The sequence below is a fragment of the Corynebacterium casei LMG S-19264 genome (genome assembly GCF_000550785.1).
GTDB classification, from domain to species: Bacteria; Actinomycetota; Actinomycetes; order Mycobacteriales; family Mycobacteriaceae; genus Corynebacterium; species Corynebacterium casei.
On sequence record NZ_CP004350.1, the window covers coordinates 777,640 to 804,376 of the forward strand.

At 52.9% G+C, this 26,737-nt stretch carries 25 protein-coding genes, 2 pseudogenes and 1 riboswitch; of the genes and pseudogenes, 8 read left to right on the top strand and 19 right to left on the bottom strand.

The genetic code is table 11. From position 1 onward, the window contains the following. Positions 1 to 358: 358 nt before the first annotated feature. Positions 359 to 468: riboswitch (TPP riboswitch) on the top strand. Positions 469 to 495: 27 nt separating this feature from the next. Beyond that, positions 496 to 2,280 (top strand): phosphomethylpyrimidine synthase ThiC, encoded by a 1,785-nt coding sequence (gene thiC / locus CCASEI_RS03785; protein WP_404825298.1) that lies wholly within the window; start codon positions 496 to 498, stop codon positions 2,278 to 2,280. Positions 2,281 to 2,327: 47 nt separating this feature from the next. On the opposite strand, the gene CCASEI_RS03790 is transcribed toward thiC, so the two are convergent. After that, the gene (locus CCASEI_RS03790) at positions 2,328 to 3,248 is read right to left on the bottom strand and encodes an ABC transporter substrate-binding protein (protein WP_006821517.1); all 921 of its coding nucleotides are present in this window, start codon (positions 3,246 to 3,248) and stop codon (positions 2,328 to 2,330) included. Between the two features lie 203 nt (positions 3,249 to 3,451). Here CCASEI_RS03790 and CCASEI_RS03795 point away from each other — a divergent pair, with 203 nt between their 5' ends. Next, on the top strand, positions 3,452 to 4,210 hold the full coding sequence (locus tag CCASEI_RS03795) for a sulfite exporter TauE/SafE family protein (protein ID WP_025387177.1): 759 nt from the start codon (positions 3,452 to 3,454) through the stop codon (positions 4,208 to 4,210). Here CCASEI_RS03795 and CCASEI_RS03800 read toward each other — a convergent pair. Then, a complete protein-coding gene (locus CCASEI_RS03800) occupies positions 4,194 to 5,066 on the bottom strand; it encodes an EamA family transporter (RefSeq protein ID WP_035094124.1) in 873 nt (290 codons plus the stop codon). The genes CCASEI_RS03795 and CCASEI_RS03800 overlap by 17 nt on opposite strands. 4 nt (positions 5,067 to 5,070) lie before the next feature. Next, positions 5,071 to 5,727, bottom strand: a complete 657-nt coding sequence (locus CCASEI_RS03805) for an Ldh family oxidoreductase (protein WP_169731172.1) — start codon at positions 5,725 to 5,727, stop codon at positions 5,071 to 5,073. Between the two features lie 74 nt (positions 5,728 to 5,801). Between CCASEI_RS03805 and CCASEI_RS03810 the strand changes: the two genes are divergently transcribed. Further along, positions 5,802 to 7,334: an aldehyde dehydrogenase family protein gene (locus tag CCASEI_RS03810; protein WP_155894812.1), complete on the top strand. Its 1,533-nt coding sequence runs from the start codon at positions 5,802 to 5,804 to the stop codon at positions 7,332 to 7,334. Positions 7,335 to 7,441: 107 nt separating this feature from the next. Here CCASEI_RS03810 and CCASEI_RS03815 read toward each other — a convergent pair. Together CCASEI_RS03815 and CCASEI_RS03820 are read right to left on the bottom strand one after the other, a co-directional pair. Next, a pseudogene (locus CCASEI_RS03815) lies at positions 7,442 to 8,121 on the bottom strand (GntR family transcriptional regulator). A 446-nt stretch (positions 8,122 to 8,567) separates the two neighbouring features. Further along, positions 8,568 to 9,482 carry an ornithine cyclodeaminase family protein gene (locus CCASEI_RS03820; RefSeq protein ID WP_006821522.1) on the bottom strand — a complete coding sequence of 305 codons (915 nt, stop codon included), beginning with the start codon at positions 9,480 to 9,482 and terminating at the stop codon, positions 8,568 to 8,570. A 491-nt stretch (positions 9,483 to 9,973) separates the two neighbouring features. On the opposite strand from CCASEI_RS03820, the gene CCASEI_RS15275 reads away from it, so the two are divergent. Together CCASEI_RS15275 and CCASEI_RS03825 are read left to right on the top strand one after the other, a co-directional pair. Further along, complete coding sequence (locus CCASEI_RS15275) at positions 9,974 to 10,123, top strand: hypothetical protein (RefSeq protein WP_174401644.1); 150 nt, start codon at positions 9,974 to 9,976, stop codon at positions 10,121 to 10,123. Positions 10,124 to 10,237: 114 nt separating this feature from the next. Continuing rightward, positions 10,238 to 10,654: an MDR/zinc-dependent alcohol dehydrogenase-like family protein gene (locus CCASEI_RS03825; protein WP_025387179.1), complete on the top strand. Its 417-nt coding sequence runs from the start codon at positions 10,238 to 10,240 to the stop codon at positions 10,652 to 10,654. Between the two features lie 241 nt (positions 10,655 to 10,895). On the opposite strand, the gene CCASEI_RS03830 is transcribed toward CCASEI_RS03825, so the two are convergent. From CCASEI_RS03830 to CCASEI_RS03850, 7 genes and pseudogenes are all read right to left on the bottom strand, one after another. Then, complete coding sequence (locus tag CCASEI_RS03830; protein ID WP_006821523.1) at positions 10,896 to 12,836, bottom strand: BCCT family transporter; 1,941 nt, start codon at positions 12,834 to 12,836, stop codon at positions 10,896 to 10,898. Positions 12,837 to 13,003: 167 nt separating this feature from the next. After that, positions 13,004 to 13,192, bottom strand: a pseudogene (locus CCASEI_RS15180) (flavin reductase); the annotation flags it as partial. 101 nt (positions 13,193 to 13,293) lie between these two features. Beyond that, positions 13,294 to 14,127, bottom strand: coding sequence for an IS3 family transposase (locus CCASEI_RS03835; protein WP_155894813.1), 834 nt, complete (start codon positions 14,125 to 14,127; stop codon positions 13,294 to 13,296). A gap of 23 nt (positions 14,128 to 14,150) precedes the next feature. Continuing rightward, complete coding sequence (locus CCASEI_RS03840) at positions 14,151 to 14,435, bottom strand: transposase (protein WP_081748459.1); 285 nt, start codon at positions 14,433 to 14,435, stop codon at positions 14,151 to 14,153. A gap of 44 nt (positions 14,436 to 14,479) precedes the next feature. Further along, on the bottom strand, positions 14,480 to 14,740 hold the full coding sequence (locus CCASEI_RS14685; RefSeq protein WP_081748460.1) for an antitoxin: 261 nt from the start codon (positions 14,738 to 14,740) through the stop codon (positions 14,480 to 14,482). A 513-nt stretch (positions 14,741 to 15,253) separates the two neighbouring features. Continuing rightward, a complete protein-coding gene (locus CCASEI_RS03845) occupies positions 15,254 to 16,153 on the bottom strand; it encodes a DUF1963 domain-containing protein (protein WP_025387182.1) in 900 nt (299 codons plus the stop codon). A gap of 21 nt (positions 16,154 to 16,174) precedes the next feature. Further along, positions 16,175 to 17,398 (bottom strand): hypothetical protein, encoded by a 1,224-nt coding sequence (locus CCASEI_RS03850; RefSeq protein ID WP_143341331.1) that lies wholly within the window; start codon positions 17,396 to 17,398, stop codon positions 16,175 to 16,177. A gap of 37 nt (positions 17,399 to 17,435) precedes the next feature. On the opposite strand from CCASEI_RS03850, the gene CCASEI_RS15185 reads away from it, so the two are divergent. Then, positions 17,436 to 17,723 carry a hypothetical protein gene (locus tag CCASEI_RS15185; RefSeq protein WP_143341330.1) on the top strand — a complete coding sequence of 96 codons (288 nt, stop codon included), beginning with the start codon at positions 17,436 to 17,438 and terminating at the stop codon, positions 17,721 to 17,723. A 90-nt stretch (positions 17,724 to 17,813) separates the two neighbouring features. On the opposite strand, the gene CCASEI_RS03855 is transcribed toward CCASEI_RS15185, so the two are convergent. The 5 genes from CCASEI_RS03855 to CCASEI_RS03875 form a co-directional block, all read right to left on the bottom strand. Continuing rightward, entirely contained in the window at positions 17,814 to 18,440 is a 627-nt protein-coding gene (locus tag CCASEI_RS03855) for a recombinase family protein (RefSeq protein WP_006821861.1), read from the bottom strand. Positions 18,441 to 18,767: 327 nt separating this feature from the next. Beyond that, positions 18,768 to 18,914 carry a hypothetical protein gene (locus tag CCASEI_RS03860; protein ID WP_155894815.1) on the bottom strand — a complete coding sequence of 49 codons (147 nt, stop codon included), beginning with the start codon at positions 18,912 to 18,914 and terminating at the stop codon, positions 18,768 to 18,770. A 159-nt stretch (positions 18,915 to 19,073) separates the two neighbouring features. Next, a complete protein-coding gene (locus tag CCASEI_RS15190; RefSeq protein ID WP_006821859.1) occupies positions 19,074 to 19,637 on the bottom strand; it encodes a phospholipase A2 family protein in 564 nt (187 codons plus the stop codon). Further along, the gene (locus tag CCASEI_RS03870) at positions 19,627 to 20,889 is read right to left on the bottom strand and encodes an MFS transporter (RefSeq protein WP_006821858.1); all 1,263 of its coding nucleotides are present in this window, start codon (positions 20,887 to 20,889) and stop codon (positions 19,627 to 19,629) included. Before CCASEI_RS03870 ends, CCASEI_RS15190 begins: the two co-directional genes overlap by 11 nt. A gap of 85 nt (positions 20,890 to 20,974) precedes the next feature. After that, positions 20,975 to 21,964, bottom strand: a complete 990-nt coding sequence (locus tag CCASEI_RS03875) for an ABC transporter ATP-binding protein (protein ID WP_155894816.1) — start codon at positions 21,962 to 21,964, stop codon at positions 20,975 to 20,977. A gap of 165 nt (positions 21,965 to 22,129) precedes the next feature. Here CCASEI_RS03875 and CCASEI_RS03885 point away from each other — a divergent pair. Next, positions 22,130 to 23,331, top strand: a protein-coding gene (locus CCASEI_RS03885; protein WP_404825269.1) for an IS3 family transposase whose coding sequence is annotated in 2 segments (ribosomal slippage) — positions 22,130 to 22,424 and positions 22,424 to 23,331 — 1,203 coding nt in all. Because the reading frame shifts where the segments join, the coding sequence is not laid out codon by codon here. Between the two features lie 126 nt (positions 23,332 to 23,457). Further along, complete coding sequence (locus CCASEI_RS14995) at positions 23,458 to 24,378, top strand: MFS transporter (RefSeq protein ID WP_143341329.1); 921 nt, start codon at positions 23,458 to 23,460, stop codon at positions 24,376 to 24,378. 2 nt (positions 24,379 to 24,380) lie between these two features. Here the strand turns inward: CCASEI_RS14995 and CCASEI_RS15680 are convergent, their stop codons facing one another. Then, positions 24,381 to 24,911: a GNAT family N-acetyltransferase gene (locus tag CCASEI_RS15680; RefSeq protein WP_006822479.1), complete on the bottom strand. Its 531-nt coding sequence runs from the start codon at positions 24,909 to 24,911 to the stop codon at positions 24,381 to 24,383. 405 nt (positions 24,912 to 25,316) lie between these two features. Further along, positions 25,317 to 26,660, bottom strand: a complete 1,344-nt coding sequence (locus CCASEI_RS03895) for an IS256 family transposase (protein WP_025387187.1) — start codon at positions 26,658 to 26,660, stop codon at positions 25,317 to 25,319. Between the last annotated feature and the right edge of the window lie 77 nt (positions 26,661 to 26,737).

Here is a 26,737-nt window from a genome sequence, read left to right on the forward strand (position 1 = left end):
ATCATCCCTCAGTTAACTAGACCCTAAAGTCCTTCTATTCTTTAGACGACTGTACCAACCTGTCTATTTAAATTAGTAAGAGCGGTTCACCGTGATGTCTGGCTCTGAATCCAATTCCCTTAACGGTAGGCGGTGCTTACTGTGTGAATAGTCAGCCGTTGGACACCTTTAGATTCACGATTGCTGAGAATAAAAAGGTTTCATAAAGGTCGATTTGAATTTAACTATTTGGTTCGAAGCTTCTGTTAGTGGCTGCATTTTATGGCTCTAGGTGTCATCGCGGCCAGATTGTATTTGGCCGAGAAGGAAATACCAGTAGGGGAGTTATTGCCGCGAACGTGGTTGGGTGGTAAAATGGGAATGTCCATGCGGGTGCTTCTACGAGGAGCTGAGATCGGGCTAGTGATGTCCGAGACCGTTGAACCTGATCCGGTTAATACCGGCGTAGGAAATTAGGAGACTTCATTGTCTGATCCAAAAAATAGTGGCACCAGTCTGTCTAAAACGCCCAATGACGCGTACAGTCTACGAAACTCTGAACAACATTCTTCCCACCACATTGGCTGGTTGAATGACTTGGAACATGGAATTCGAGTTCCGGTAACTGAAATCCATCAGAGCGATTCACCTGATGGAACCCCGAATGAGCCTTTGCAGGTGTATAGAACGATGGGCCCTGGCAGTGTGCCTGAAGTGGGCCTAGAACCACGGCGGGCAGAGTGGATTGCAGCACGCGAAGATACGGAAACTTATCAATCCCGCGGTGTGCGCCTGGAAGATGATGGGCTTGGTGCGGTGCGGCGTGGGGCGTCCTCGCAGCAATGGAAGGGACGCATGCCAGTTCCAATTCGAGCACGTTCTGGGAGCACGGTGACGCAGATGCACTATGCGCGACGTGGAATCATCACGCCAGAAATGCGATACGTTGCATTGCGAGAGAACTGCGATGTGGAAATGGTGCGCAGTGAAATTGCAGCGGGAACGGCAATCATTCCCGCTAACGTCAATCATCCGGAGTCGGAACCGATGATCATCGGTAAGAGCTTCCTTGTGAAAGTCAACGCCAACATTGGAAACTCCGCGGTGACAAGCTCGATCGACGAAGAAGTATCGAAGCTCGAATGGGCAGCGAAGTGGGGCGCCGATACGTTGATGGATCTTTCAACCGGAAATGATATTCACACCACTCGCGAGTGGATTATGCGTAACTCGCCCATCCCCATCGGTACAGTTCCCATCTATCAAGCGCTGGAGAAGGTCAATGGCGATGCAAATGCTCTAACGTGGGAAATCTACCGGGATACCGTCATTGAACAGTGCGAACAAGGTGTTGATTACATGACGGTTCATGCCGGCGTGCTACTGCGTTACGTGCCGTTGACGGCGGACCGAGTTACCGGGATTGTCTCACGCGGTGGATCGATCATGGCCGGATGGTGTTTGGCTCATCATCAGGAGAATTTCCTCTACACCCACTTTGATGAGCTGTGTGAGATTTTCGCCGCCTACGATGTCGCTTTTTCCCTTGGGGACGGGCTCCGCCCCGGTTCAATCGCGGATGCTAATGATGCAGCTCAATTCGCTGAGCTTGATACCTTGGCTGAGTTGACTGAACGGGCATGGAAATATGATGTTCAGGTCATGGTTGAAGGCCCTGGTCATATTCCATTCCACAAAGTTCGTGAGAATGTTGAACGCCAGCAGGAGCTGTGCAAGGGCGCACCGTTTTACACGCTGGGGCCATTGGTTACTGATATTGCGCCAGGCTATGACCACATCACATCCGCAATTGGCGCTACGGAGATTGCCCGATATGGCACGGCGATGCTGTGCTACGTCACGCCAAAAGAGCATCTTGGCCTGCCAAACCGGGATGATGTTAAGACCGGCGTCATCACGTACAAGATTGCTGCACACGCAGCAGACGTGGCTAAGAATCATCCCGGTGCAACTGCGCGTGATGATGCTCTATCTAAGGCGAGATTTGAGTTCCGCTGGAATGACCAATTTTCGCTCGGACTGGACCCGGTCACCGCGCAGGAATTTCACGATGAAACCCTGCCGGCTGAGCCTGCCAAGACCGCACATTTCTGTTCCATGTGTGGTCCCAAGTTCTGCTCGATGAGAATCTCGCAGGACATCCGCGATACCTACGGAAGCGCTGAAGCTCAATCCGCTATCGCCGGCATGCAACAAAAGAGCCAAGAGTTCCTGGCCTCGGGCGGACAGGTGTATTTGCCAGATCCGCTTGTTAAGAATGCCGGCGAGGCGAATGGGTAATTGAATCATGCCGAGCTTTTCCGCAGATCTACGCGCTGAAGCACTCTTCAAGATCGGAAGTCACGATCGATGCCGCTGAGGGGCCGGTGTGAACCCAGAGCGTGAAGTTTTCGCTGATGCAAAGCTGGCCGTTCTCTACTGCAGGAAGGGTATTCCACAAAGGGTTGCTTTCTGCTGCCTCCAAGGGCGCGGGACTGTCGACGAATGCGATAATGCGGTCGGCATCGAGAAGTCCGATATTTTCCGGAGGGATAAAGGACCACTCGCCGTTTTCGGACGGCACTGCTGATTCCACTAACTCGATGTTTTTGTAGACGCTGTGGAACTCCAGCTCCTACAAAGCTATCGGGCAGATATTGGCGAACTTGGTCATCACGGATACGAAGCAGCATGGTGCGCTGACCTGGTTCGTCGATGTTTGCGTCCAATTGCTCAATAGATTCGTCGGTCTCTTTGATTACTTCAGCGGCTTTATCTTCGCGTCCAGTAATCTCAGCCAACGCAGTCAGCTGGTCGCGCCAGCTGTTGGAGCCTTCCGCGTCCCGTGATGCAATTGCAGCGACCGGAGCAATGGGCTCGAACTTTTCCAGGTTCTCTTCGACGGCTTCATCTCCGATGATTAGGTCTGGATTTAGATTTGCGATGGCCTCGAAATAGGGTTCATCGTCGTTTCCTACAACCTCCATGTTTTCAGGTGCATCCTCTCGGAGGTAATCCTGAATTCCGCCAGCATCACCCCAGTAGGTTGAACCAACTGATGCTAGGTCGATTGCCAAAGCAAAGTCGAGGAAGTTCGCTTGAACGATCACAATTCGCTGTGGATTGCTTGGAATTTCAGCCTCCCCGAAGGCTGACTGAATTATCTGTGTTTCATTGGCACTCGCGGAGTTTGAACCGTCCACGGAACATCCCACCAGTACCGTCGCTGTTGTGAGTGCGCCAAGTGTTGTTGCAATTAGCCTTTTCATAAAGCCCTCCCGATTCGATCATGTGATCGTTTATTTTTATGAATTTAGACAAAGCCAAACTATGTGGATGATTTCCTTTCGTGAGCAAATTTTTTAATGTGAATCACGAATGGCGCGATGTGTTCCGAGAAACCTACTGGGCGGGTAGCTGCGTAGATATAGCTCCGCTGTTTCAGCTCAGCTAGGTGTCCTGTATAAGGTGGTTGTTTGTGTTAACTGTTGCCATCATCATTCTTGCGTCCGTCCTCATCGGTGCGTTCTTCCAGCGCATTACCGGCATGGGTGTCGGCCTGTTGGGCGGGCCCGTCATGTCCATCTTCTTGGGGCCGGTGCAGGGCGTCACGATGGTCAATGGACTTTCCATTATTAATGCGGTGAATAATGCGTGGGCAGTACGGAAGCGAACAGATTGGAAGCGGTTCCGCATCATTTCGGCGGCCCTGATTTTAGGTTCGCTTCCTGCGGTTGCCGTGATTCATTTCCTGGATGGGCCAATTCTGCTTATTGCCATCGGCGTGTTTGTACTGCTGGGCTTGGGTATTTCATTGTTCCCGGCAGAGAAGTTCAAGATTCCCGCGGAAGCGAAAGGCCCGCTTTTCGCTTTCGGTATGGCCGGGGGATTTATGTCCACCATCGCGGGAATCGCGGGGCCGTCATTGACGATTTATGCGCGGCTGACCAATTGGGATTACCGCGATTTCGTGGCGACACTACACCCAGTCCTCGTTGTCGCGAACACCGTGTCTTTCGTGCTCAAGCTGGTTTTGCTTGGCGGTGTTGATTTCGGCGGTGTGCCATTGTGGCTGTGGATTGTTGCCATTGCAATGCTTTTCGTTGGTGCTTGGCTCGGCGACAAGATCAATGACAGGGTTTCCACCCCGACTGCGCGTCAATTGGCCACTTTCCTCGCCGCAGCCGGCGCAATCGCCGTCTTGGTCCGCGGAATTACACAGCTAGTATAGGTTCCAAAGTCTTGCGTGAGCGCCAGATTCCATCGAATCCAAGAATGGCTAGCGCAAACCCGAGAAGCGAATACACCAGGGCGTCACTCATATCGAGGGACTCGCCAAGCAGTAGTGCAGCCGCGAATAGCAGGATTGGTTCGCCGTAACTCAGTAGCCCGAAGATGGGCATGCTCAACAACACTGATGCGGCAAGGTAGAGAGCCATGGCGACTGCACCGGCGAGGCCAGCGCAAATCACCATGATCATCATGTCGGTATCCAAGGCGTCTGGAATGGCGAATAACAACGCTATGGCAATTGGGCTGAGATCGATGGTCTCAGCGCCGTAGCAAAAGGAGCTATTAAAACCGGAGTAACTGCGCAATGCGAAATAGAGTGCGTAGCCGACCGCGATAGCGAAAGTTACCCAGGAAATCTGCGCGCTGAAAATAAATTTTGTGGTCACTGCAATAATCGCGATACCAACAGCTATCCATTGTAGACGGCTGATAATGCTGGAAAAGAAGAATCTTCCCACCACTAGGAAGATGGGCAAAAGCAAGTAACCCAGCGAAGCATCTAGGGCATGGCCTTTGTGTGACCAAGCGAATAGCCACAGCTGCAGCGCAATCAGTGCGACCAGAAGAACAAAGTAGAAGACGTTAAGCGGACCTTTCTGCAGGACATCCCAGAAAGCTTTGAAGGCCCGCCGGCGAGCGGGAAAACTTAGCAAGAGTCCGTAGCAGGCTGCAGTGAGCAGCACCCGCCACGCAACGAGCGTCGAAGCTTGCGCTTCAATGGCTCCGGAGACAAAGAAGATTGCTCCGAAAAGCACCGACGCGAGAATTGAAGTGACCACGCCGGCCGAGGTCATGCATTTAGTCGTCACCAATCACTCCTTGCACTGGAACCAATTCCGCTGCCTGGATGCTGGCGAGCAGCTGTTCATAGAGTTGCTCATCAACCTTGATGTCGTTCTTGATTTCGCGTTGGCGGCCAGGAATGTAAACCCCATGTTCACGTTCAAGCACCTGGACATGGGAGTCGATTCGCTCCAGGTAATTCTCGCCAAAGAAAGCCGGATTGATCGCGATGATGAAAACGCCAATCGACGGGATCTCGCCGCCCTTATCAAACGCGGGAGACTCCAAAGACCACAGCCCGCCAGCAAGCCCGGCCAAAGATTCCACCATCAGGCAAACATTGGCGAGCTTGTGTCCAGCAGGAAGAAGCGCACCTTCAAGAGCTTCCAGCGCATCCGGTGTTGGCAGGCCTTCGATGCTTAACGCCCAGCCATCAGGCAGCGGAGTGTTGTTCTTGGCAGCTTCTCTGATGGAAACAAAAGCCGATGGCGTGATGGATTGGTCAATGACGAGTGGACGGACCTTGAGAGGTACTGCAAAGGAAAGGGGATGGAGGGAACACGAGGACGGACAACAAACCCACCTTGTGATGTGTGATCGCAAAAATGCATTGAAGCAAGGTGGTTCGCAAACTTTTAAAGATTGAATAAACCCTGTGCGATTTGTGATCACAATTTATGGTGTTCTAGACACAGTAAATCCGTTGTGGTTATCCACATCATGACCGCTGAATGACTAGGAATGACATGTCCAATACACGTGTTGACGTAGCCGCTTTCATTACAGAGCAAGAATTCCCGCCATTGCAGCACTTCATCAATGGAGCGTTCGTGGAGTCTGCTGGTGAAGAGTATTCTGAGGTGGTCAATCCCGCCAATGGCCAGGTAATTGCGCTTGTTCCACGCGGTTCGACTGCTGATGTCGATGATGCAGTCAATGCAGCTCATGATGCATTCCGGCAGTGGGGAAGTGTGACGCCGAAAGAGGGTTCCGAGGCCATGCTTGCTATAGCGAATGTCGTGGAAGAAAACGCTGACCTGCTTGCACGTCTTGAAGCTCATAACGCGGGTAAGCCTTTGGAAGTTGCGGGCGATGACGTCGATGGCACCGTGGATATCTTCCGCTTCTCCGCTGGTGCTGCGCGTGCTTTCACTGAAGCGGGTGCTGGTGATTACGTTGAGGACCACACGTCATTCATTCTTCGTGAGCCATTGGGCGTCATCGGCGCTATCGTGCCGTGGAACTACCCGCTGCTCATGGGTGCCTGGAAGATTGCTCCCATCCTTGCCGCTGGTAACACTTTGGTTCTCAAGCCGGCAGAGCAGACCCCACTGTCAGTGCTGAAGCTCGCAGAGCTCATTGCTGGGGTTCTTCCTCGTGGCGTATTCAACGTAGTTACTGGCCTTGGCCGTGAGGTCGGTGAGGCGCTGTCTCGTCACGAGAAGATCGCCATGGTTGCTACGACGGGCAGTGTTGGCAGTGGCCGTGCCGTTGCCTCCGCAGCTTCCGGCACCCTCAAGCCCGTGCACTTGGAACTTGGTGGCAAAGCACCCGTCGTGGTGTTCAAGGATGCTGACTTGGATGCGGTTGCCGAGGGCGTGTGTGAAGCTGGCTTCTGGAACTCCGGCCAGGAGTGCGGCGCTGGTACCAGGATCCTCGTGGACAAGGATGTGGAAGCCGAACTGGTGGAGAAACTCGTTGCCCAGATTGGCACCCTCACGGTCGGTGACCCAGCCGAAGGCGAGCACATCGAGCAGGGCCCGCTGGTGTCTGAGCAGCACTTTGAGCGAGTCAAAGGATTCCTCGAGCGCGCACAAAACGAAGGCGCAGTTGCCGCACTGGGCGGCTCGGCGGCTGACCGTGAAGGCTTCTTCATTCAGCCAACTGTGCTGACCAACGTTCTACCTGGCACAGAGGCTGCCCAAGAAGAAATCTTTAGCCCAGTCATCACTGTGGAAACCTTTGAGACTGAAGAAGAAGCAATCGAGCGCGCTAACGACACCCCATACGGCCTGAGTGCTTCAGTGTGGACCACGGACGCCGCACGTTCCATCGATGTTCCACGCAAGATTGACGCCGGTACTGTCTGGGTTAACTCCCACCTGGTGCTTGCGAACGAAGTTCAATGGGCGGATTCAAGGGCTCCGGCTACGGCCGCGACCTATCGCTCTACGCGCTACAGGACTACTCCCGCACGAAGCACATCCAAATCAACCACGGTCGATAGTGGTGAACACTATCGACCGTGGGAGAAAGGGAGAGCGCTATCTACCGCGTGACTAATTAAAACTTGCTGGTGCTGCTCCAAGGCACCAGCGACACAGAAAGACCTGGCATCCGTCCTCCATCGGATGCCAGGTCTTTCTACTTTTCAATTGGCCTGCGACTAGCGTGCGACCAGTGTGGTTTCAAAGTCGTACATATCAGGGCGGTAGCAGTGATTACCTAGCTCAATAACCTGACCGGAGTTATCCAAAGCAACGCGCTCTACAGTCAGTAGCGGACCGCCGTCATCAACGCCCAGGAGACGGCTTTCATCACCAACCGCGCGGCGTGCGCCGATTCGCTGGTTTGCAATCTTCAAGTTCACACCGCGCTGGCGCAGCGCGTCATACATGCCGCCGTCTTCTAGCTCTTCGCGGGTGATGTCATTAAAGGCTGGGGGAATGTGGTTTTCCAAAATCGCCACGGGGGTATCGCCAGCAGACGGTGCTCCAAGACTTCCGTCTTTGGATCCAGGTTGGCGTTTTTCAAGTCATTGTAAAAAGACGTCAGCTCCACCGGACGCGTCGCATGACTTTGTACTACCTGGGTTCCCACGCCGCGGCGGCGTACCAGCAAACCTTTGTCAACCACTTCCTGGATGGCGCGACGCACGGTAGGACGGGAGACGCTGAGGCGCTTGGCTAAAGAAATCTCGTTTTCTAGGCGGGTGCCGGGAGGTAAAACGCCATCGCGAATTCCATCTTCCAGGCATTGTGCTACCTGGAAGTAAAGCGGGACCGGGCCGTTGCGGTCTAGGTCTTTAAAAAGTTCGGCGGGCCAGACCGGTGCGCTGGATGTCATGGGGCTTCCTTCTCTGCTCGTCTACCTTTTGGCATGCAATATGTTAGGACAATTGAACAATATTACTTTGACGGTGATTTGTCCAGAGCTTTTCAGGCTCCAGGCCTGGGAAGAATTCACCCATCAGTTGGTTCATCTTGCGGTTTGTAAAACGCCGGGAACACCCAGCATACAAACTCGCGCAGGTTCTGAGCTGCAAATATGGGTTTTTCAATTTGCAAGCTATCTTTGTTAGCTATTTTAAGGAGCAATACAGCCATTTGAGCGGTGTAAATGCCTTGTTCAAGGCCAGTGTTGCCGCTACCAGGAAAAGGCTTTGCCCTATTTGTTAGGTGATATTGTCAAGTCCTTTGAAGTTCAAATACCTGAATGGTCTAACAAAGTTCTTTAGACCGTGTAGCGGAGGAGCGGCTTTCTATTTGGCCGCACGCCGATAGAAAAATGAATCAGATACGTGCGGCGATGGCCTCAGCGAGAACCAAGTCTTCCCACGGCATGCCGGTGAATTTGAAAACCACTGGGGCGCTGCGGTGAAGCTCAACCTCGCCGCGCACAACGTCGGTGAAGCTTACGAGGGATTCTTTGTCGAGATTGCCTTCGTTAACGGCCTGGATGATATCGCCAGCTTCGCGAAATGCTGCGGCTTCTTCTTCCATAATGACCTGCGCACGCGCTAGGAGCGCGCCGGGGAGCTCGCGGGCATCGGGGGAGTGTGAGCCTACAGCGACAACTACGGCGTCATTGCGAACTTCTGCATCGTCGATGACTGGCTGCGGGGAGGTAGTGGTAGTGATGATTAATTCTGCGTTGCAGATAGCTTCGTGGGCAGGGTCGCTTCCCGCTTGTAGCCAGTTGTCTAAGTCAGCGGGCTGTGTGCGGCTGATGAACGTGATTTTTGTATCGCGGATACCTTCGCATACTGATTCCACGGTTCTAGCGTGAGCACGGCCCTGGGCTCCTACTCCGACAATGACCACATCGAGTGGCTGTGAAGAAGTAGTAAGTAAGTGAGATACCCCTGCGAGCGACACAGCCGGTGTGCGTAGGTTAGTCAGAGCAACGCCGTCGATGGTAGCGGTGGGTTGCAATGTGGAGCCATCGAAAAGCACATAAATGCCGTTGACACTAGGAATGCTTGGGTCTGCTGTCTTACCGGGGATGGAAATAAGCTTGATGCCAAAGCCTGTCGGCGAATTAGAAGGCATCAATAGAAAGTCACCGTTGGTGATTTCTGCTCGGCTGCGTTCCAAATCTGTCGACGGATCAAAACCCTGCTGCAGGTATTCGCGCAGCGCCAAGACTGCCTGTTTGGGGCTTAAAGTCTTTTCAACCTGGTGGGAATCAATGTGAATCAGCGTCATTGTCGGAGCCTTCCATTGGTGGATAATTGAATTCCACCTTATTAGACCCAAGCTGCTGACGGGCGGGATTTAGGCAAAGTGAGCTTTTCGTGCTCTGTATCTTTCCGACGGGATATCCACGCCGGAATCTAATAGCCGCTGATAAATAGAACCTGAATCAGAGTCGAACGTTCAATCTGCTGGCCTACTTCCAGTGGGTAATTCGGCCGCTCCACCATGACTTTTCGCCATCCATCAGCCGTAGGCGGTACACGGAAACAATCGGAGTGCCTTCAGACCGAAGCTCATCTTGGCTATTATTTTCCTGGTGATTTCCGGACTCGGCGCAGTCGTAGGAACCGAGGCGCTGTCTTCAGGGGCAGTGGGGCTGCTATCTAAACTTGTTACCGAGCTTCACCACCGACTCTGTTGCCAGGAATTGAGGGCATGGGCAAGCAATTACGCTTACAGGGTTTCAAAGTCGGCCTGACCACGGTTTCGCGCGTGAAATCGTGGATATCATCTTGGGCGCAATGGGCTGTCCCGAACCATTCCTTATCCACAAAGTCATGGGTAAAGCAGGTATTCCTGAATCAGCAGAGGTTATCAGCGCTGGGGATACCAGCCGTGGCGTACTCACCGGGCATTTGAATGAGGAGTAGTTCAAGGCTCCTAACGCAGATTACGTCCCTGATCCCGCATTCTCTATCGGCTCCATGATCAACAAATGAGTAAGCCCTTCAACCCTGAGTTAACTGTGGGCCGGCGCGTGGCCGTTGTCCGGTGCCTTCGCAACACCTTTTGTTCTACGTTCTAAAGAGCCCGTAGCAAAGCTGCCCAAAGCCCTCTCGGATTCAGTTGCCTCCGTTGCCTCTTACGCTGGCGCAACCGTGATGGCCGCGGTTGAGGCTGGCGGTGATCTAACCGGAAAGCGCGTTCTGGTTGTCGGCATGGGCATGCAGGGTATGATTACATGTGATGTTGCTGCTCAAGCAGGCGCGAAAGCAGTTTATGCCTCGGATCCGAGTTCGGAGCGCCGCGCGTGGGCAAAAGCAATCGGAGGAGTCACTGCTTCGGTCCATCTGAAGGTTCAAAGCCTGGGGGCAGCATCGATGACGTCTTCGGCTTCTTACGAATTAATTCCGGTGTCATGGTCGCTGTCAATTCACTCGATATTGGTGAGCGTGCTGTGATTACTGGAAGCGTTGCTAGCAGCGAGCATGTCGGATTTAATCCAGAAACTCTGGTCCGAAACTGGCATTTGCGGCAGGCAATCAAATTTCTTAGCCACAGCAACATCTTCTGGGATGACGTTATCTCGTAAGCGGTAAAACTGGAAGAAATCCCCGAAACCGTCGACTATTTTATGAGCGGCGGTTTCGGGGACAAAATTTACGCCCGTTATCTTCGGATAGCGGTGTCAATTACCAGTAACTAACTTCTGGGTGCTGAATCTTCCCCGACCTGGCGATTTTCTTCCGGATCGTCCTGGTCACCCCATTTTCCGGTCTCATAATCAAAGTCGATTTCGTTGCCGTCTTCGTCTGTCCGTTGATACCACTCGGTGAGTTCCTCAGATTGGGAATCAAACTTTGAACCTGCACCACGGCCCTCTGGAGCGGGGGAGACAGAGAATTCGAAATCGTCTCCATGTTCTTCTAGACCTCTGACCACAGCATTTCGAACAGCGTTGCTTGCGTAGTTGCGGCGAATAGCTGCGGGATCTGTATGAAGATCCTTAATGAAGCCGATAGTCATGAAAATCAGCACAACCGAGAACGGCAATGCAATGAGGATGGTGAGGTTCTGAAGGGCTGTTAGCGTAGTTGAACCACCAGCTAAGAGCATGACGATGGCGATACCGACCATGCACAGTCCCCAGAAAACGACCACGAGCTTATTTGGAGCGGGATTACCGCGAGAAGACATGGTTCCCATGACCAAGGAAGCAGAGTCCGCGGAAGTTACAAAGAAGATGCTGAGAACTATCACCAGAATTATCGGGGTGATTGAGTTCAAAGGCAGTTGGTCAAACAATGCGAAGAGGACTTGCTCGTTGTCTGCCGTGCCATCAAACAGTGCAAGGCCCTCGTTATGGAAATTGATTGCAGCCCCACCGAAAATAGTGAAAGCTAGAATCAAAATAACCGTAGGTGCCGCAATCGTGGCCAGTGCGAATTCACGGATGGATCGACCCCGAGAAATACGGGCAATGAACATGCCCACAAATGGTGTCCAGGCAATCCACCAAGCCCAGTAGAACGCTGTCCATCCGCCTTGAAAGTCCAGAGTTTCTTGTCCCCACGACAAAGATTTACCCATCATTGGGATGTATTCATCGATGTATGTGGCCATTCCCGATGGAATGAGGTTGAGCAGGAAGAGGCTTGGCCCGAAGATGAAGACGAAAGCGACTAGCCCCAGGGTAAGACTGATGTTGATATTAGAGAGATAACGGATTCCTCGGGCAACTCCGGAGACAGCGCTGATGATAAATGCTGCACCGAGGACACCGATGATTATGATGACAACGTTATTCGCGAGTTCACCAGCGCCGGAAATGATCTGAACGCCGCGGGTAATTTGCAACGCCGAAAGTCCCAATGTTGCTGCGGTGCCGAACAGGGTAGCAATGATGGCCATCATATCGATGATCCGCCCGACAATTTTTTGATGAGGATCCGAACCTATTAAAGACCTGAAAGTCGAGCTCATTAGCGACGGGCGGCCGCGCCGAAATGTGGAATATGCAAGTGCTCCGCCAACGAGGCCATACAGTCCCCAAATTGCAAGACCCCAGTGAAAGTGTGACTGAGCCAGAGCCTGGTGCAAAGCTTCTGGAGTTGCTGGTTCCGCAGTGTGAGGCGGCGGTGATAGGAAGTACGCCAAAGGCTCGGAGGGGCCAAAGAAGAAGATGCCTACGCCGATACCCGCGCCGAACATCATAGCTATCCACGAGAATCGGGAGAATTCAGGCTTTTCGTCATCCTTGCCAAGTGGAATATTTCCAAACCGTGAGAATGCAAGGTAGAGCATTACGAACAGGCCCAAGCCCATAACTAGATTGAGTAGCCAAGCGACATTGTTCATAGCCCAGGCGTAGGCAGTTGAAGATACTGAGGCGACTGACTCGGGACTCGAAATTCCCCATGCGATGAAAGCGACAATGAAGATCGCTGTTACGGAGAAAACAATCTTGTCAATTCCAAAAGTGTTCCTTTGCTCTTCGACGCTGATACCCGGCACGAGACCAGGGTGAAGGTCGTGCGGGTAAAGGCCGAGTACAGCAGAACTGCGCTTTTTTAAAAGGTTATCGGTTGACGAGCGTTCTTCAGGTTCTTCCTGATCCGCCCTATCGTTGAATGTAGTAGACAAAGTTACTCCTTTGTACCTGTTTGGTTGATTGCATCGTTTCCGGTCATCCGGAGACCCATCACGTTGATGCAAGCGTGATGGTGAAGGTTGATTAATTAGGCTTAGTCCAGTGGATAGAAATCTAGACTGTCGAAGAATTTTCCTGCCTCATAAATCAGGTGCTCCGTTTAACTCGCCTCGGCGGACAGAACACGACCGTTGACCACAATGTGATTCAGGGCTTGGAATCGCTCCTTGATTTCGACTTCGATTGAGGTGGCGGAATTGTTAAACATTGGTGAACCATGCTGACCCTCATGCCAATTTAATCGTGCGAACTTGCATTTTCCGCGTGAGGCAAAGGCTCGGAGGGGTTCACGTTGGTCTCGGGAACGATGTTAATGCCCATGTACTTTGAACGGAAAAGTGAGGGGTAGATTGAGGAAGTGGGGTGGTCTGGATTTTAGGTCCAGTTGATTTAAGCGACTTTGCTTAAAAACTGCTTCTTGAATTCCTCCGGCGGGATAAATCCCAGTGCCGAGTGAGGATGATACGTATTGTACCTGTGACACCATTGTCCGATGCAGTACCGGGCATGTTCCAGATCCAGGAAGCATTCCTGCTCAAACAACTCATCACGCATCCTGTTATGCAATGACTCCACAAACCCGTTATGCCACGGCTGACCAGGAGGAATAAACGCCTGCACCGTCTCTTCCTCAGCAGCCCACGACTGCAGAGTCTTACTGATAAATTCAGGCCCATTATCCATCCGCACCACACGAGGACGCTGACCACGCTCACAGGCAATAACATCCAGCAATTCCACAACAGCTGCAGCATCAATAGTGGAATCTGCTGTAAACCCGACATGCTCACGGGTGAACTCATCCATCACGTTGCAGACCTTGATTGACCTGCCGTGATAGTCCGAATCGAACTGGAAATCCAACGCCCACACATCATTCGGACATGCTGCTGGCTCCACCCTGGGAGTGGGATCCGCCAAGGTTTTCGGCTTCGACCGTTTCCTCGACGGAACCCGAAGATTTTCCTGACGCCACACACGCCGCACCACGTCCCGTCCCACATCAAAACCTTCCTCTTTAGTTTTAATCCAGGCACGGCGATATCCCCACCGAGGATTCTGTGCAGCCCACGTATGCAACCATTGCCGAAGCTCAGCATACTTATCGAACGTGACAACGTCTTTGGCGTGTTTGTGGGCTCGTTGGAAAGAACTTCTAGCAACCCCCACGATCAAGCAGGCACGACGCTGGGATAACCCCAGCACATCCATGAGATGACGCACGGCGTCGTAGCGTCTTGTGGGGGTTAGAATTTTCCCTCAGCCAACTCCTTGTAGGCTGCTTTATCTAGCTCTGCTTCGCCTAAAAGCTTCTTGAACCGGTCGTTTTCATCCCGCAGGGCTTTCAGTTCTCGTGCACCAGCACGATCCATCTGACCATAGGTTTTCTGCCAGCGATGCAGTGTTGCCTCACTGACTTTCAGATCGCGGGCTACATCAGCGTTCGTTTTACCTTCCGCCTTGAGCTTCGCGGCCTGGTCAAGCTTGCCCACGATCTGTTCTGGGGTGTGCTTTTTAAACTTCTTCATCATTGACCATCTTTCCACCCCGCAACGGGGTTTGCTCTGAAAGACTCTCAAATCAAACGGCCCGACAAACCCAGCCCACTCCAGAGGTGTTTCCGCACAAAGGCTTCTGCTTCTTCTGTAGCCTGCGTGGAAGCCTCCAGCGCGCTCACGAGTGCTCGTTGTTGTTGACCGTCGAGCCTGTCCCAATGCGCTACTAAAGCGCTAACAATACTGGCACTAGCCGTCTCCCCACCACTGAGAGTGCCGTCACTAGCATCGAAAAACGGCACACCAGCACTGCGTAGCAGCTCATCAATAGGTTGGGTCATAGGCTAATTATTGCACGTGAGTACGACACTCACGGATACTTTCTCGAACAGAGGTGCCTATTTCTGTGGGCAAGTTGTTTAGCGGTAAGGGCTTTCGCGCGTCTTTTATAAACGCTGCGGGCTTTTGTGCGAGCAGTCCCCTCGGCTTGTTGCAAAACGCTTAAAACTCCGACACAGAGTCACACAAGCCGAGGATGGGCTTGGCGGTCCGTGCGGAGTTCAAAAGAGCAGGTTTGGAACCTACTTTTTATTCTGCCTAAGGAGAATAACTAGGAACGCTATCAGCAACGCCGGAATTAGAAGAGTGACACTCAAACTAGCAATAATAATTAAAAGTTCACCCATAACTTCTCCTTACTTTTGCTTCCTGACTGGGTAGCAATTCCATTGCTATAGCTCTCCCAAGACAAAAGCTGTTGAGTTTGTCCTAGGAAACTTGTATTACCTGCAAATATTTGAAACAGCTACTGAGCCTTTGTTTTTAGAAAGTTATAGCAGCATAGAAAATGGTAACTAATCCGTTCGTGTTAGGCACCAGTTTTTGTGGAGATCGCCTAGTCCTAGGTCCGCGAATGCTATCCATACTTCGAGCGGGCTTGCGTCTCCGAACCATTCCATCAACGTTGTCCAGGATTCAATTTGAGCTAGGCACACGTAGTAATTGAATTCATTATCGATGTCTTTGGGCAAGACCTCAGGTAGTAGTTCGTTGTTTGCCGTGTCGAAACCAGCAGCAGAATGAGCATAGAGCGCTGTTAGCGGCACTGGGTGATCTTCGCGTAATGGAGGTCCCTGATTTGGTTTGCGCAATTTTTGCCATTGACGAAGGTACTCCTGGTATGCGAGATCGTATCGTTCGAAGATCTCTCCGTGGACATCATTTGGAGAAACAATTGAATATCCAGGAACGAATCTTCCCATTTGAAATGCCTCAGTTGGGGTATCTACCTCAGCTGGAGGAGAAACAAGCGGGAACCGCTGCGATGGAATGTCATAGGCTGTGTACCATTTTACAAGCCATGATGACGGGTCATCCCAGCTAGCGCCATAAGCCTCGAGGTCGTGGAAGACGGTTAGGTATCCAGATCGAGGGCTTCCGTCTATAGTCTCGCCTACATCCAAGTCGTCAAAATCTAGTTCTTTATCGAACTCCACGTGCAGGGATAACGTCGCAACATGCGCCAACGGTTTGCCATTTGCATTGACAGGCCATGCTCCCTCTAGGGGTGCTGGCCCGCCGAGCCAGGAAACTTCGTCACCAGCAAGCCATCTTCTATTGAGAGACTCAGTTGTTCCGTCTTCTTCAATGAAGAATCCTGCGCGTCGCGGCTTTGCCACGTCTTCGGGAATTTCCTGCGAATTCAACCACTCACGGAACTGGGTTAAAGATTGCGACGTTGCCGGACTTTTCATGTGGTGACCTTCCATTGGCTTCTAGATTTTCACTCCACAATAGCGGAGCAAATCTACTCCGAAACCATGCTGCGATGAGAAGCTTCGCGACTGGATGGTTTGGCGAATAGTCTTTCCTCTAGCTGCTGTTACGCCTGCGATTGTAACTCCCTTCTTGCCCATCCAAGAGTTAACGCATTTTTGATGAACTTCGGTCGGGATTTGAACGAGATTATTTGGATGATGGATCGCGCGAGAATCCCAGCCGCGGCTACGAATCGTAGACTGTTCGACTATGTGGTGCCACTGGTAGCCTTTTCTGGTTCCATAAGCTCCTTTAAACGCACTAAAGCTAGCGTATCCTCCGCGGATAGTATAAGCCGCCCCACGGCGTATAGCGACTGCTGCGAATGCTCTAACCGCGAACGGAGCCAAAATACGCGCCAGTCCTACAAGTGCGATTCCTACCAGTGGGAGAGGGTCGGAAACTACTGGAAATACTGCATTTCGTGTGTCCACTGATTGGATAAGGGTGTTTCCCTCAATCTTGAGCTCCGTAGGTAAAGCGGTGCCTGTAGCATCTACAGACCATGCTGGTGCAATGATTCCAATTAAGCTCTCGCTCATAATTGGATCAACAGGGTCTAGTTTTTCAGTTGGAAGAACGTTTGAATCAGCCTCACCTAATCCCTGGTCGATTTCAACGTAATCTTCCCCCGTATCGAGTGGGGGCAGTTTTTCTTCCAGGATCTCTTGAGATTCCTCCACCGAAAAAGGAGCTTCATCCGATCCGCGCAGGATTGCGACAGACCCGTCAGGATTCATTTCAGCCCATGCGCCTGCGGGTAAAGTCAACGGGTACTCGTAGTCATGAGTGTCGCTTTCTGAGAAGTGTGCCTCAGCAATAGAGAGGATTCTTGCTGAGCCATTTTCAATTTTTTGAATTTCAACGTTTAAGCCCCGATCCCCCGAAGCAATCATCGTCCCGCGAGGTGAATACTCCAATTCCTTTTCTACCTCAGATGGCAGTCCCAGTGACAGCACCTCACCTTCTCCAAGGCTTACATCAATATCTCCACCGGATACTGAAAAATTACCGTCAGCAGCGATTGCACCATTGTCTGTTTCAACTAGCTGTTGAATTGGTGCACTATGTTCGGTTTGTTCCAGAACGCTCTGAGTGGTACTTGCAACTTCAGCAGCCTTATCCTGCGATTCCATTGCTGACGAGGGAACGCTAATCCCCGAAGCAATCAATCCAGTCAAGGCCACTACTGTGACGTTCAATTGCACACGTTTCCCCATGACAAAATCTCCAATTTTCTTTAGGCGCCGAAATGCGGCTATTCCCCGAAAAACTAAAGCCGAATGTTCAGCTTTAGTGCTCACTACAAAGCAAGCAATTCAAATGCTAGCTACTTTTGCTGACAAAAGAGCATCTTTTGGGCCAACGATGTCGTCACAAAATAACGTGCTACCAGTATTAGGGCTAAAGAAACCTCAAACGTCCCTCGAAAAGACGAGCTCAAAGGAAGATTGTTGGCAAGTAGTTGGCCAAAAACAAATTTCACAAGTGGAGAAATATGAATAAAATAGACATGAGTACGAATCGCAGAACTGCACTCTTTCATGTGGTTGTGCACTTCTCGGATGAGAAGAACTTACACACCCATAGCCTGCGCTATTTTTCTTGATTGAGGTAGCTGTACAGTGTTGTCCTGCCAATGCCGAGCCTACGGGCAACTTCCGCTTTCGGAACACCCGCGCCTACCCACTCTTGTGCCTGGGCAAGCTGCTCATCCGTGAGTGCTTTCGCGCGTCCTTTATAAACCCCGCGGGCTTTCGCCCGCGCAATCCCCTCCGCCTGACGCTCACGAATAATCGAGCGCTCAAACTCCGCCACCGAACCGAGCAGCCCGAGCATGAGCTTGGCAATCGGAGTCGAATTCAACGAATACGTTTGCCCTTCTTTTAAAAACTTCACCGAAACATCCCGCGCGGTGAGGTCATCGACCAGGCGGTGAAGATCGATCAGCGACCGTGCCAACCGATCCATACTCATAACCACAAGTTGGTCACCAGGACGCACGTAATTCAACGCACCATCAAGCCCAGGCCGGTTGGTGGACGAACCGCTGACAGTATCGTCGAAGATGCGAAAGCACTTCTCTTTCTTCAACGCCGCTGTTTGCCGCTCTAAGTTTTGGTCTTTAGAGCTAACCCGCGCATAGCCGACCTTTTGCCCGGAAATAACCTCAGAATGTTCAGGAATATCTAGAGGTAGTGACGGTTCTGTTCCATTATCCATAACCCCACCCTAGTGAACATTGAGTTTGTGAGCATTCCTGTAATTCAAAAACTGTCCTTTTGGGGTGTACCCGACTTTACATATGTCATCATCAGTCCAAGTGTGTGACTGTTAACTTCATTTGGCGGGTTTTTGCAGCTTCATATGGCGGTCTGCAAGCCGTAGGTGCTGCGCACGTATAGAAATTGCGCGCCCAACTACTTCTTATGTTGATACCCAAATGCACCGCTTGGAATTGCAAGGAGAGTTGTAAAAGCGGGGATGATCCCTAGCCAGTTGGGCATCAGGTTTCTAACCACAGTTGTGATTGGAAATCTGCAGTAAATTTTATGGACCAAGTATGAGTGTTCCAAAGAACATGATTGCCGGAAATGCCAACGGCGGGAGAGCATTGAGCACAATGAGATACCAGCGTTGCGCGATGATCCCGAAGATGATGCCCGTGACGCCGAGTAGTAACGGTCCATAGATCAAGAAAATGGAGGGCCCCCATCCTTGAGTGGGTGATGTTATGAAATACGCAAGGATGCATAGCGCGCCGATCACGAAGCATATACTTGCACCGACTTGGGCCCATCGCTTGTTTTCGAGTGGGGGCCACCGTTGTGGAGGCGTGTGACGCTGCATATGCGACTAGTTCACGCAAGGTGAGACGGTGAAGTAGGCGCTGATCGCGATTGCTACTGGCCTTGCATTACTACTCATCTTGTCGAGATTGTTATTGATGAGTGCGACAAGTGTAGCGTCACAAACGCAATTCAAATAGCCAAGTTCGGCGTAGCATCGATCGTGCATTTGGCAATAGCTATCGAGAACGTCGATGGGAAGGCCGCTGCCACCATGCCCCGGCCCGCAATAATTTCCCCATACGGGGATGCCATTTTGAGGACTGACTCCTGATGGACTGGCGGCCATTTCATTGAAAATAGCTCCTGCTTCTAGTGTTTCAGAGCTTGCTCCGGCTGATTGCGCTGCTTTGGTGTTGAAATACGGGTTTTCTGTTCCAGCGCCCTCTACGAAATTCAACACTTCATTAACCGCATGGTTTTCTGGGACCCCGCTGTCCTTGTGTTGCGCGACAGCCTCTTGCCAGACATCTGCATTATATTCTTCAGCAGATGCGCCACTTGCCCCTAATATCGAAGCAGGCTCCAGGCTCCCGGTGATGCCTGCCACGACGTTTGCCTCAACGTTCATGGCCGGCGTCCTGCGTTGGCACGTCCGAATTCGTCGCATCGCCTTCGGGCGGAGTCGGGATGCGTCGGAATCGGGGGTGAAGGAGAACGAACACGGAGACGATGGCCATGATGGCCGCGCCGACGATGATCGGCAGAGAGGTCCAGACGCCGTACAGGACGGTACCGGCGGTGGGTGCGACGACGAAGGTGAGACCCATGTTGGCGGCGATGAGCCCGGCCAGGCCTCCTTGTTCCTCGCGGGAGACCAACAGTGTTGGTCCGGCGGTGTAGCCGGGCATGGCGGTACCCAAGCCCAGGCCGATGAGGGCGATCGATCCGAAGAGGGCGACCGGCCCGGCATCGGGGATCAGCACGAGGAATCCGAGCAGCGCAACCACGCCGCCCACACGCAGCAGGGTGGCCGGGCCCCATCCCGTACTAGGAACAACGACTGTCTGGGCGAGGATCATGCCGATACCTGCGGCCAGGAGGGCCGCGCCGGTGAGCACTCCGGCTGTCTTCGCGTCCAGGTGAAGTCGGTCTTGGACTATGAAGCCCGTGACGATCTGGATGAACCCCAGGGCGGTGAACATGCCGAACCCGGCGAGCAGGAACGGCCACACCCGCGAGTCTGTCGGCCGGACGCTCTTAGGCTTCTCGATCAGTGTGGTGCGCGCCTCGGGGCGCAGCCGAAGGGCGACCAGCACAAGGCCGAGGGCGAGGAGCACCGGGACGGAGAGGATCGGGGCCATCAGCCCGAAAGCGGCGAGCAGGCCACCGACAACGGAACCGGCGATCTGAGCCACGCCCTGGACCGCGCCCACACCGGCCATGCCCTTGATCCGGGTGGTCTCATCGGTGGTGACATCAGCGATGTAGGCCTGCGCGGTTGGTTGGATAGCAGCAATGGCGGTGCCGAACCCGATACCGCGCAGCACGACGAACAGCGCGAACAGAACGGTGCCGCTGAGAGCGCCGATCATGCCGACCTGGCAGATCAGCGCGAAGGCTGCCGTCGCGATCGCACCGAGGGCCAGCGCCGCGAGGAGAACGCGTTTGCGTCCCAGCGACTGCGACCGGCGCCCCCATATCTGAGCCGTGAGCACCACCATGATCGCTGCTGTGCTGATGGTCACCCCGACCTGCCATTCGGCCAGGCCGACCTCGCGTGAGAGCGGGGCAATGATGGGGTTCAGCGTCATCTGCGCCAGGTAGGCCAGGAACACCGCCGTTAGCACCAGCTTGATCTGCGCGGGGTTGCTTGTCGTCATCCTCGGGGGTCCTTCAGTGTATCCGGGTCGGTCACGATGACAGCGTAGCATGTGTGCGCACACCGCGCTGTTCTCGCGTGTCGTTTCATGAGGCGTCGGTGGGGTGGGTGACGCGCCAGCCTTGGGCCCGTTCGCGTTCGGCCCAGAAGTCGGCGTACAGACCTGTGCCGGCGACGAGGTCGGTGTGGGTGCCGTGCTCCACGATCGCGCCGTCATCGAGGACGAGGATCTGGTCGGCTCCGGCGATCGTCGTCAGGTCGTGGCTGACGATCAGCATGGTTCGGCCTTCAGACAGTGCGGCCAGGCCGGCGTGGACGGCGATCGCGTTCTCCGGATCGAGCGATGCGGTGATCTCGTCGAGAAGCACGATGGGCGAGTCCTTGAGGAAGGCTCGCGCGATGGAGACGCGCTGACGCTCTCCGCCAGAGAGCGCGACTCCGGCCTCGCCGACCTGCGTGTCGAGGCCGTGGGGCATCCGGTCGATGATCTCGTCGACGCGGGACAGACGGATCGCCTCGCGCAGTTCGTCGTCAGTGGCCTCCGGGTTGCCGAAACGGATGTTGGCCTCGATCGTGTCATCGAGCAGGTAGACGTTCTGTTGGACCACCGAGAGCTGCTCCATCACGGTCTGTACCGGCAGCAGCCTGGCATCGACACCGCCAATGCGCACAGTGCCTGCGTCGGGGTCGAAGAACCTGGCGGCCAGCTGCAGGATCGTGCTCTTGCCCGATCCTGACGGCCCTACCAGAGCGGTAGTGGTTCCCGGGTGCGCCGAGAAAGTCACCTCGTGCAGCACTTGTCGACCCCCGGGATATGTGAAGTCGACGTGGTCGAAGGCGAGTTCTCCGGCCTGTTCGATGCTGTCTGTGCCCTCGGGTTGCGCGGGTTCGTCGAGGACATTGTCGATGCGATCCAGGTCGTGACCGGCGAGCCGGAGCGCGGAGCCGAGGTCGGCGGCGTCGATGAGTGGACCGGTGAAGCGTGCGGCGGCGAACAGCACCACGGCGGCGGTCGCCGCGCTCGCCGCGCCGGTGAGGGACTGCCACACGGCGATGACGATGACGGCGGCGAACATCAGCTGCACGGCGGTCGCGAAGCCGATCAGGCCGGGCAGGCTGGTGCGCAGCGAGCGGCGGGAGGCTTCCTGTTGGGCGCGGTGTGCTCTCGCCAGGGCACTGACCCCTGTTTGGTAGACACCTAATATCCCATCAACGTGGGACTGAAAGGTAATCTCCTCACTATGCCAAGCAAGACCTATACCGAAGAGTTCAAGCGTGATGCTGTCGCACTCTATGAGAATTCCTCGGGTGCTTCATTGACCACTATTGCCACTGATCTCGGGATCAACCGCGCTACCTTGCATAACTGGGTCAAAAGGTACGGGACGGCCGCGCGCACCACGATCATTACCCCGGATTCTTCCTCGTCGGCCTCGGTCACCGACACCGAGCGGATCCGGCAGCTTGAACGCCAAGTTAAACGCTTGCAAGAAGAGCGCGATATTTTGCAAAAGGCTGCTAAATATTTCGCGGAAGAGACGAATTGGTGATCCGCTTCCGGTTCGTTGACGACGCGCGAAAAACCTACCCGGTTAAGCGGTTATGTGAAGTTCTGACGTTGAATCGTTCCTCGTATTACAAATGGAAATCTAGTGCAGCCAAGCGCAAGAAACGCTTGTTTAGCGATGCTATCCTCGGCGCGAAAGTCAAGGCCGTGTTCGCCGCAGAAAAGGGCTGCTACGGCGCCAAACGCGTCACGGCAGAACTCAACGACAATCCAAAGGATAGACCTGTCAACCATAAACGGGTCGCACGGGTGATGAGGTCAATGAAATTGTTTGGGTTCACGAAAAAACGCAAAGTCACCACGACTGTTTCGGATAAGAAAAAACCAGTGTTTCCGGACCTAGTCGGACGGAAGTTCACTGCCGACAAGCCAAATCAGCTCTATGTCGGTGACATTACGTATTTGCCGATTGACGGTGGGGCAAATATGTACCTGGCTACCGTGATTGACTGCTATTCACGCAGGCTAATCGGTTTCGCGATTGCGGATCACATGCGCACTAGCTTGGTTCAAGATGCCCTCACAGCTGCCAAAGGCCAGCGAGGCAGCCTTAAAGGGGCAATATTTCACTCGGATCACGGCAGTGTTTATACCTCGCAAGCATTCCAGCAGACATGCACGCTACTTGGGGTGAAACAGTCGATGGGAGCAATTGGAACCAGCGCAGATAACGCCTTAGCTGAATCGTTTAACGCCTCAATGAAGCGTGAAGTGCTGCAAGATTCTAAAACATTCACTAACCAGCTGGTGTGTCGGAGGGAGGTGTTCCGGTGGTGCACCAGGTACAACACGATGCGAAGGCACTCGTGGTGTAATCACCTCGCACCAAACGTGTTTGAACGGCACAATGAAGCTACACTCAAACGTGCTTCTTGATTAAATCCCTGTGTCTACTTTCCGGGGGTCAGGCCCATTATAGCATTCTGTGTCTGTATTATAGCCTTATTTTTTCCTCCTTTAGTCGCTGCTACGTTATACATCTTCGCAACGGTGCTTGTGTCAATGGCGTCGATTTTAACCAATGTGGCAATCAATGTTGTTGTCCCTCTCATAGCAGAGAAAGATCGTCGAATTAGGCTTTTCTCCCATCTTTCAGTTACGGAATCGTCGGCTGACGCGGGAGCTCCATTTTTGGCTGGTGTTTTACTCGCTCTGTGGTCTCCGGGTTATTTGTATGGAATTTCAGTAGCTGCTGCGGCTGCTGCCCTGCTCCTATTTCGATCCCTCCCGGATGTTCGGTCAGATATTCCTATCCCGGTTGCGGTAGGCGGGGAACAGCGATCGTATAATCTTCGGTATGGAATAGCTCTTAATTTCAGCAAGGGGCCTCTGCAGCGTCTTTCTATATGGTCCATTATTTATAATTGTGGTCAGTCAGTTATAATGGCGGTATTTTTAGTTGTCTTATTCCAAAGAACAGGAATTTCATCGTTTGAGTATGGCGTAATGTCTGCTTCGGCAGTCGGATTTGCTATATTGGGCGCTTATTTGCCGGTGATTCTTTCTCGCATTGGGCTAAGACGGATTTCGTTTCTTCAGTTATTCGGTACTCTTACTTTATTGGCATATTTTATGCAAGGGTGGGGTCTTGGTTTTCTTTATGGTACCGCCTGCATTTGTATCGTCTGGATTTCAATGATGCTTGACGAGCTGTTTTCTGCGGGTTCTGCAGTGTTTATTGCTACAATTCGCGCCGAAATTATTTCGGATGAGGAACGCCCGATCGCCACCGCGGCAAATCGTACTGTGGGAATGATGAGTGTTGTTGCGGGTTATTCCATAGGGGCGCTGGCAGCTCTCGTGGTATCCCCTTCATCAGTCATTTTTGTTTGCGGCATTCTAATGGCCTTGGGGTCTGTCGTCCTTTGGGGAAGTAGCTCTGGCCTGAGGGAGGCTGAGGTAACCTGCACTGTTCGGAGCTGACTTTATTCTCTTATACTTTTTGAAATCAATGTCCATGTTTGACTCTCAACCGGTAGCGAGTTGGATATAGCGAACCCGAGTGATTGTGCGAGATGTCGTGACGGTGCATTGCGTTTATCTATCGTGCATGTAAATGTGCTGACTAAACCCCCATGGTGAAGCTCCTGCATGACTCTTCTGGCAGCCTCGCTCGAATAGCGTTTTCCAGTCCATAGGGGAGATAGAACCCACGCGAGTTCAGCGTTCTTTTCAGCGTGATTCAAGGTGGCTTGTATATATCCAATGGCTGCGTTAGCCCGCTTTTCGCGCATTATCCAAGTGTGCCATGATATTGGCCTTCCATCCCAGTTTGAAGATTGTTTCTCGTACTGTTGACGAAGCGCTTCTGGAGTATCTGGCCTTCCATCCATATACCGGTAGATTATCGGGTTCCGTAGAACGCTAAACATTTCGTCCGCGTGGTCTTTGTGAAGTATTTCTAAATGCAGACGTTCAGTATGAAGTGAATGGCGTTCAGGTAGTGATTGAGACATATTCGTAGTGTACCGACGAGGGGCAGTGCGTAGCGGGGTTATGCCGACTACGCCTATGTTTTGTCTTCATACTCGAAGCTATTCTTATCTTTACTATGGTGATGTAGTAGAACATCGACTGGCTGTGAAGCGTCCTGCTTTTTGTTTGCGCAGGACCCACGACCAGAACAAATCATTGTAGCCGCCACTGCCGTGGATGCGACGTGTTTGAAGCGAGCGAAGGGTTCGGGGGATACCGGAGCAATGCAACAGCGCAGACCAGAGTTATTAAGTGGGGAACTTTTCAATGTGCTTTTATATGCCTCCTTCACTCGTCGGTGTGTGGTCGTCAGTGGGGGGACGAAGGGGCTCATCTGTGAAGAGCGTGTCAAGTATTTTGTGTGTGGGGCTTTCGGGGTTAGTGCTTTATAGGTAGTTGGTAAATCGTTCCGGATAGGCCACGGCCATTTGGTTGATGGCTTGTTTCCAGTTGGTGACCTTTCTGCCTTCGATGAGCCTTCCGCTGGTAGCAGCAGCTTTCTTGCCCTGTTTTGCGCGTTTAGCCGCGCGTTTATCCTCAATATTGCAGATCATCAACCACAGCGTCTTAATCGCGGAATCATCATTGGTAAATTGCACGCGGTTACGGGTAGCTTTACGCAGCTCGTTATTCATCGACTCAATGGAATTAGTCGTATAGATGACCTTTCTGGCCATCGGCGGGAACTGCAGAAACGGCACGAAACGCTCCCACGCATCGGACCAGACTTTCACCGACTGTGGATATTTGCGGCCTAGTTCTGAGTCGGCGAATTCATCCAACGCTGCGCGCGCGGTTGCCTCGTCAGGGGCGGTGTAGACCTTCTTTAGCAGTCCAGAAACTGCTTTGCGATCGCCGTAGGCAACCCACCGGTTCGCTGCCCGAATCAAATGCACTACGCAGGTTTGCACCATCGAATCCGGCCACGTTGCTTCGACTGCTTCCGGTAGGCCCTTCAAACCGTCGCAGCAGACAATGAACACGTCCTGGACACCGCGAGTAGCTAGATTCGCGCACACATGCGCCCAAAACGAGGCGCCTTCTTCTTTCGCCAGCCATATCCCTAGGATGTGTTTGATACCGTCCATATCCACCCCGATAGCCAAATACGCAGACTTGTTGACCACCCGTCCACCATCGCGGACTTTAATCCGCAGGGCATCTAAGAAAATTACGGGGTAGAACTCGTCTAGCTGACGGTTTTGCCAGATCATGACTTCATCTAGCACCGCATCAGTCACTGCGGAAATCGTTTCATGCGAGATATCAACCCTCATGGCCGTGGCCATATGATGCTGGATATCGCGCACTGTCATGCCACCGGCATACAAACTGATGATCATGTCATCGACATCGGTTAACCTGCGTGAGCCTTTCGGCACCATCGTGGGCAAGAACGTGCCCTGCCGATCACGTGGGACGGTGACATCGACCGGGCCGTAGTTCGAATCAACCTTTTTGACATAGGAGCCGTTGCGATAATTATCGCCACCACCGGCCGCTTTGGCCTCACGATCGCCTTTGGAATAACCCAGGTGGGCATCCATTTCGGCTTCCAAGCCACGGGTGACCGAAGCTTGCAGTAATCCCCGGACTAGGTCGTTGGCGTCCGTTGCTGTGGTTCCCAGCTCATCAATGAGCTTGGCTATCTCCGGGTTCGCCAGCAGTTTCTGCTCGATCGCTTTAATCTTCGCGGAATCTTCCGGATCTCGTTTCGCCACAGAATCCATTATGGTTTATCTCCTTCATGTAAGGGAAACCCCTCACACACAAACCATTAGACACTCTCTCTGTGAAACATAAGTAA

Bases quoted from the DNA above. Each gene is read 5' to 3' on its own strand.
- CCASEI_RS03790 (WP_006821517.1), bottom strand. From the start codon at position 3,248: ATGAAAAGGCTAATTGCAACAACACTTGGCGCACTCACAACAGCGACG.
- CCASEI_RS03800 (WP_035094124.1), bottom strand. From the start codon at position 5,066: ATGACCTCGGCCGGCGTGGTCACTTCAATTCTCGCGTCGGTGCTTTTC.
- CCASEI_RS03810 (WP_155894812.1), top strand. From the start codon at position 5,802: ATGTCCAATACACGTGTTGACGTAGCCGCTTTCATTACAGAGCAAGAA.
- CCASEI_RS03820 (WP_006821522.1), bottom strand. From the start codon at position 9,482: ATGACGCTGATTCACATTGATTCCCACCAGGTTGAAAAGACTTTAAGC.
- CCASEI_RS03840 (WP_081748459.1), bottom strand. From the start codon at position 14,435: ATGATGAAGAAGTTTAAAAAGCACACCCCAGAACAGATCGTGGGCAAG.
- CCASEI_RS14685 (WP_081748460.1), bottom strand. From the start codon at position 14,740: ATGACCCAACCTATTGATGAGCTGCTACGCAGTGCTGGTGTGCCGTTT.
- CCASEI_RS03845 (WP_025387182.1), bottom strand. From the start codon at position 16,153: ATGAAAAGTCCGGCAACGTCGCAATCTTTAACCCAGTTCCGTGAGTGG.
- CCASEI_RS15185 (WP_143341330.1), top strand. From the start codon at position 17,436: ATGACAAAATCTCCAATTTTCTTTAGGCGCCGAAATGCGGCTATTCCC.
- CCASEI_RS03855 (WP_006821861.1), bottom strand. From the start codon at position 18,440: ATGGATAATGGAACAGAACCGTCACTACCTCTAGATATTCCTGAACAT.
- CCASEI_RS15190 (WP_006821859.1), bottom strand. From the start codon at position 19,637: ATGAACGTTGAGGCAAACGTCGTGGCAGGCATCACCGGGAGCCTGGAG.
- CCASEI_RS03870 (WP_006821858.1), bottom strand. From the start codon at position 20,889: ATGACGACAAGCAACCCCGCGCAGATCAAGCTGGTGCTAACGGCGGTG.
- CCASEI_RS03875 (WP_155894816.1), bottom strand. From the start codon at position 21,964: ATGTTCGCCGCCGTCATCGTCATCGCCGTGTGGCAGTCCCTCACCGGC.
- CCASEI_RS14995 (WP_143341329.1), top strand. From the start codon at position 23,458: ATGGCGTCGATTTTAACCAATGTGGCAATCAATGTTGTTGTCCCTCTC.
- CCASEI_RS15680 (WP_006822479.1), bottom strand. From the start codon at position 24,911: ATGTCTCAATCACTACCTGAACGCCATTCACTTCATACTGAACGTCTG.
- CCASEI_RS03895 (WP_025387187.1), bottom strand. From the start codon at position 26,660: ATGGATTCTGTGGCGAAACGAGATCCGGAAGATTCCGCGAAGATTAAA.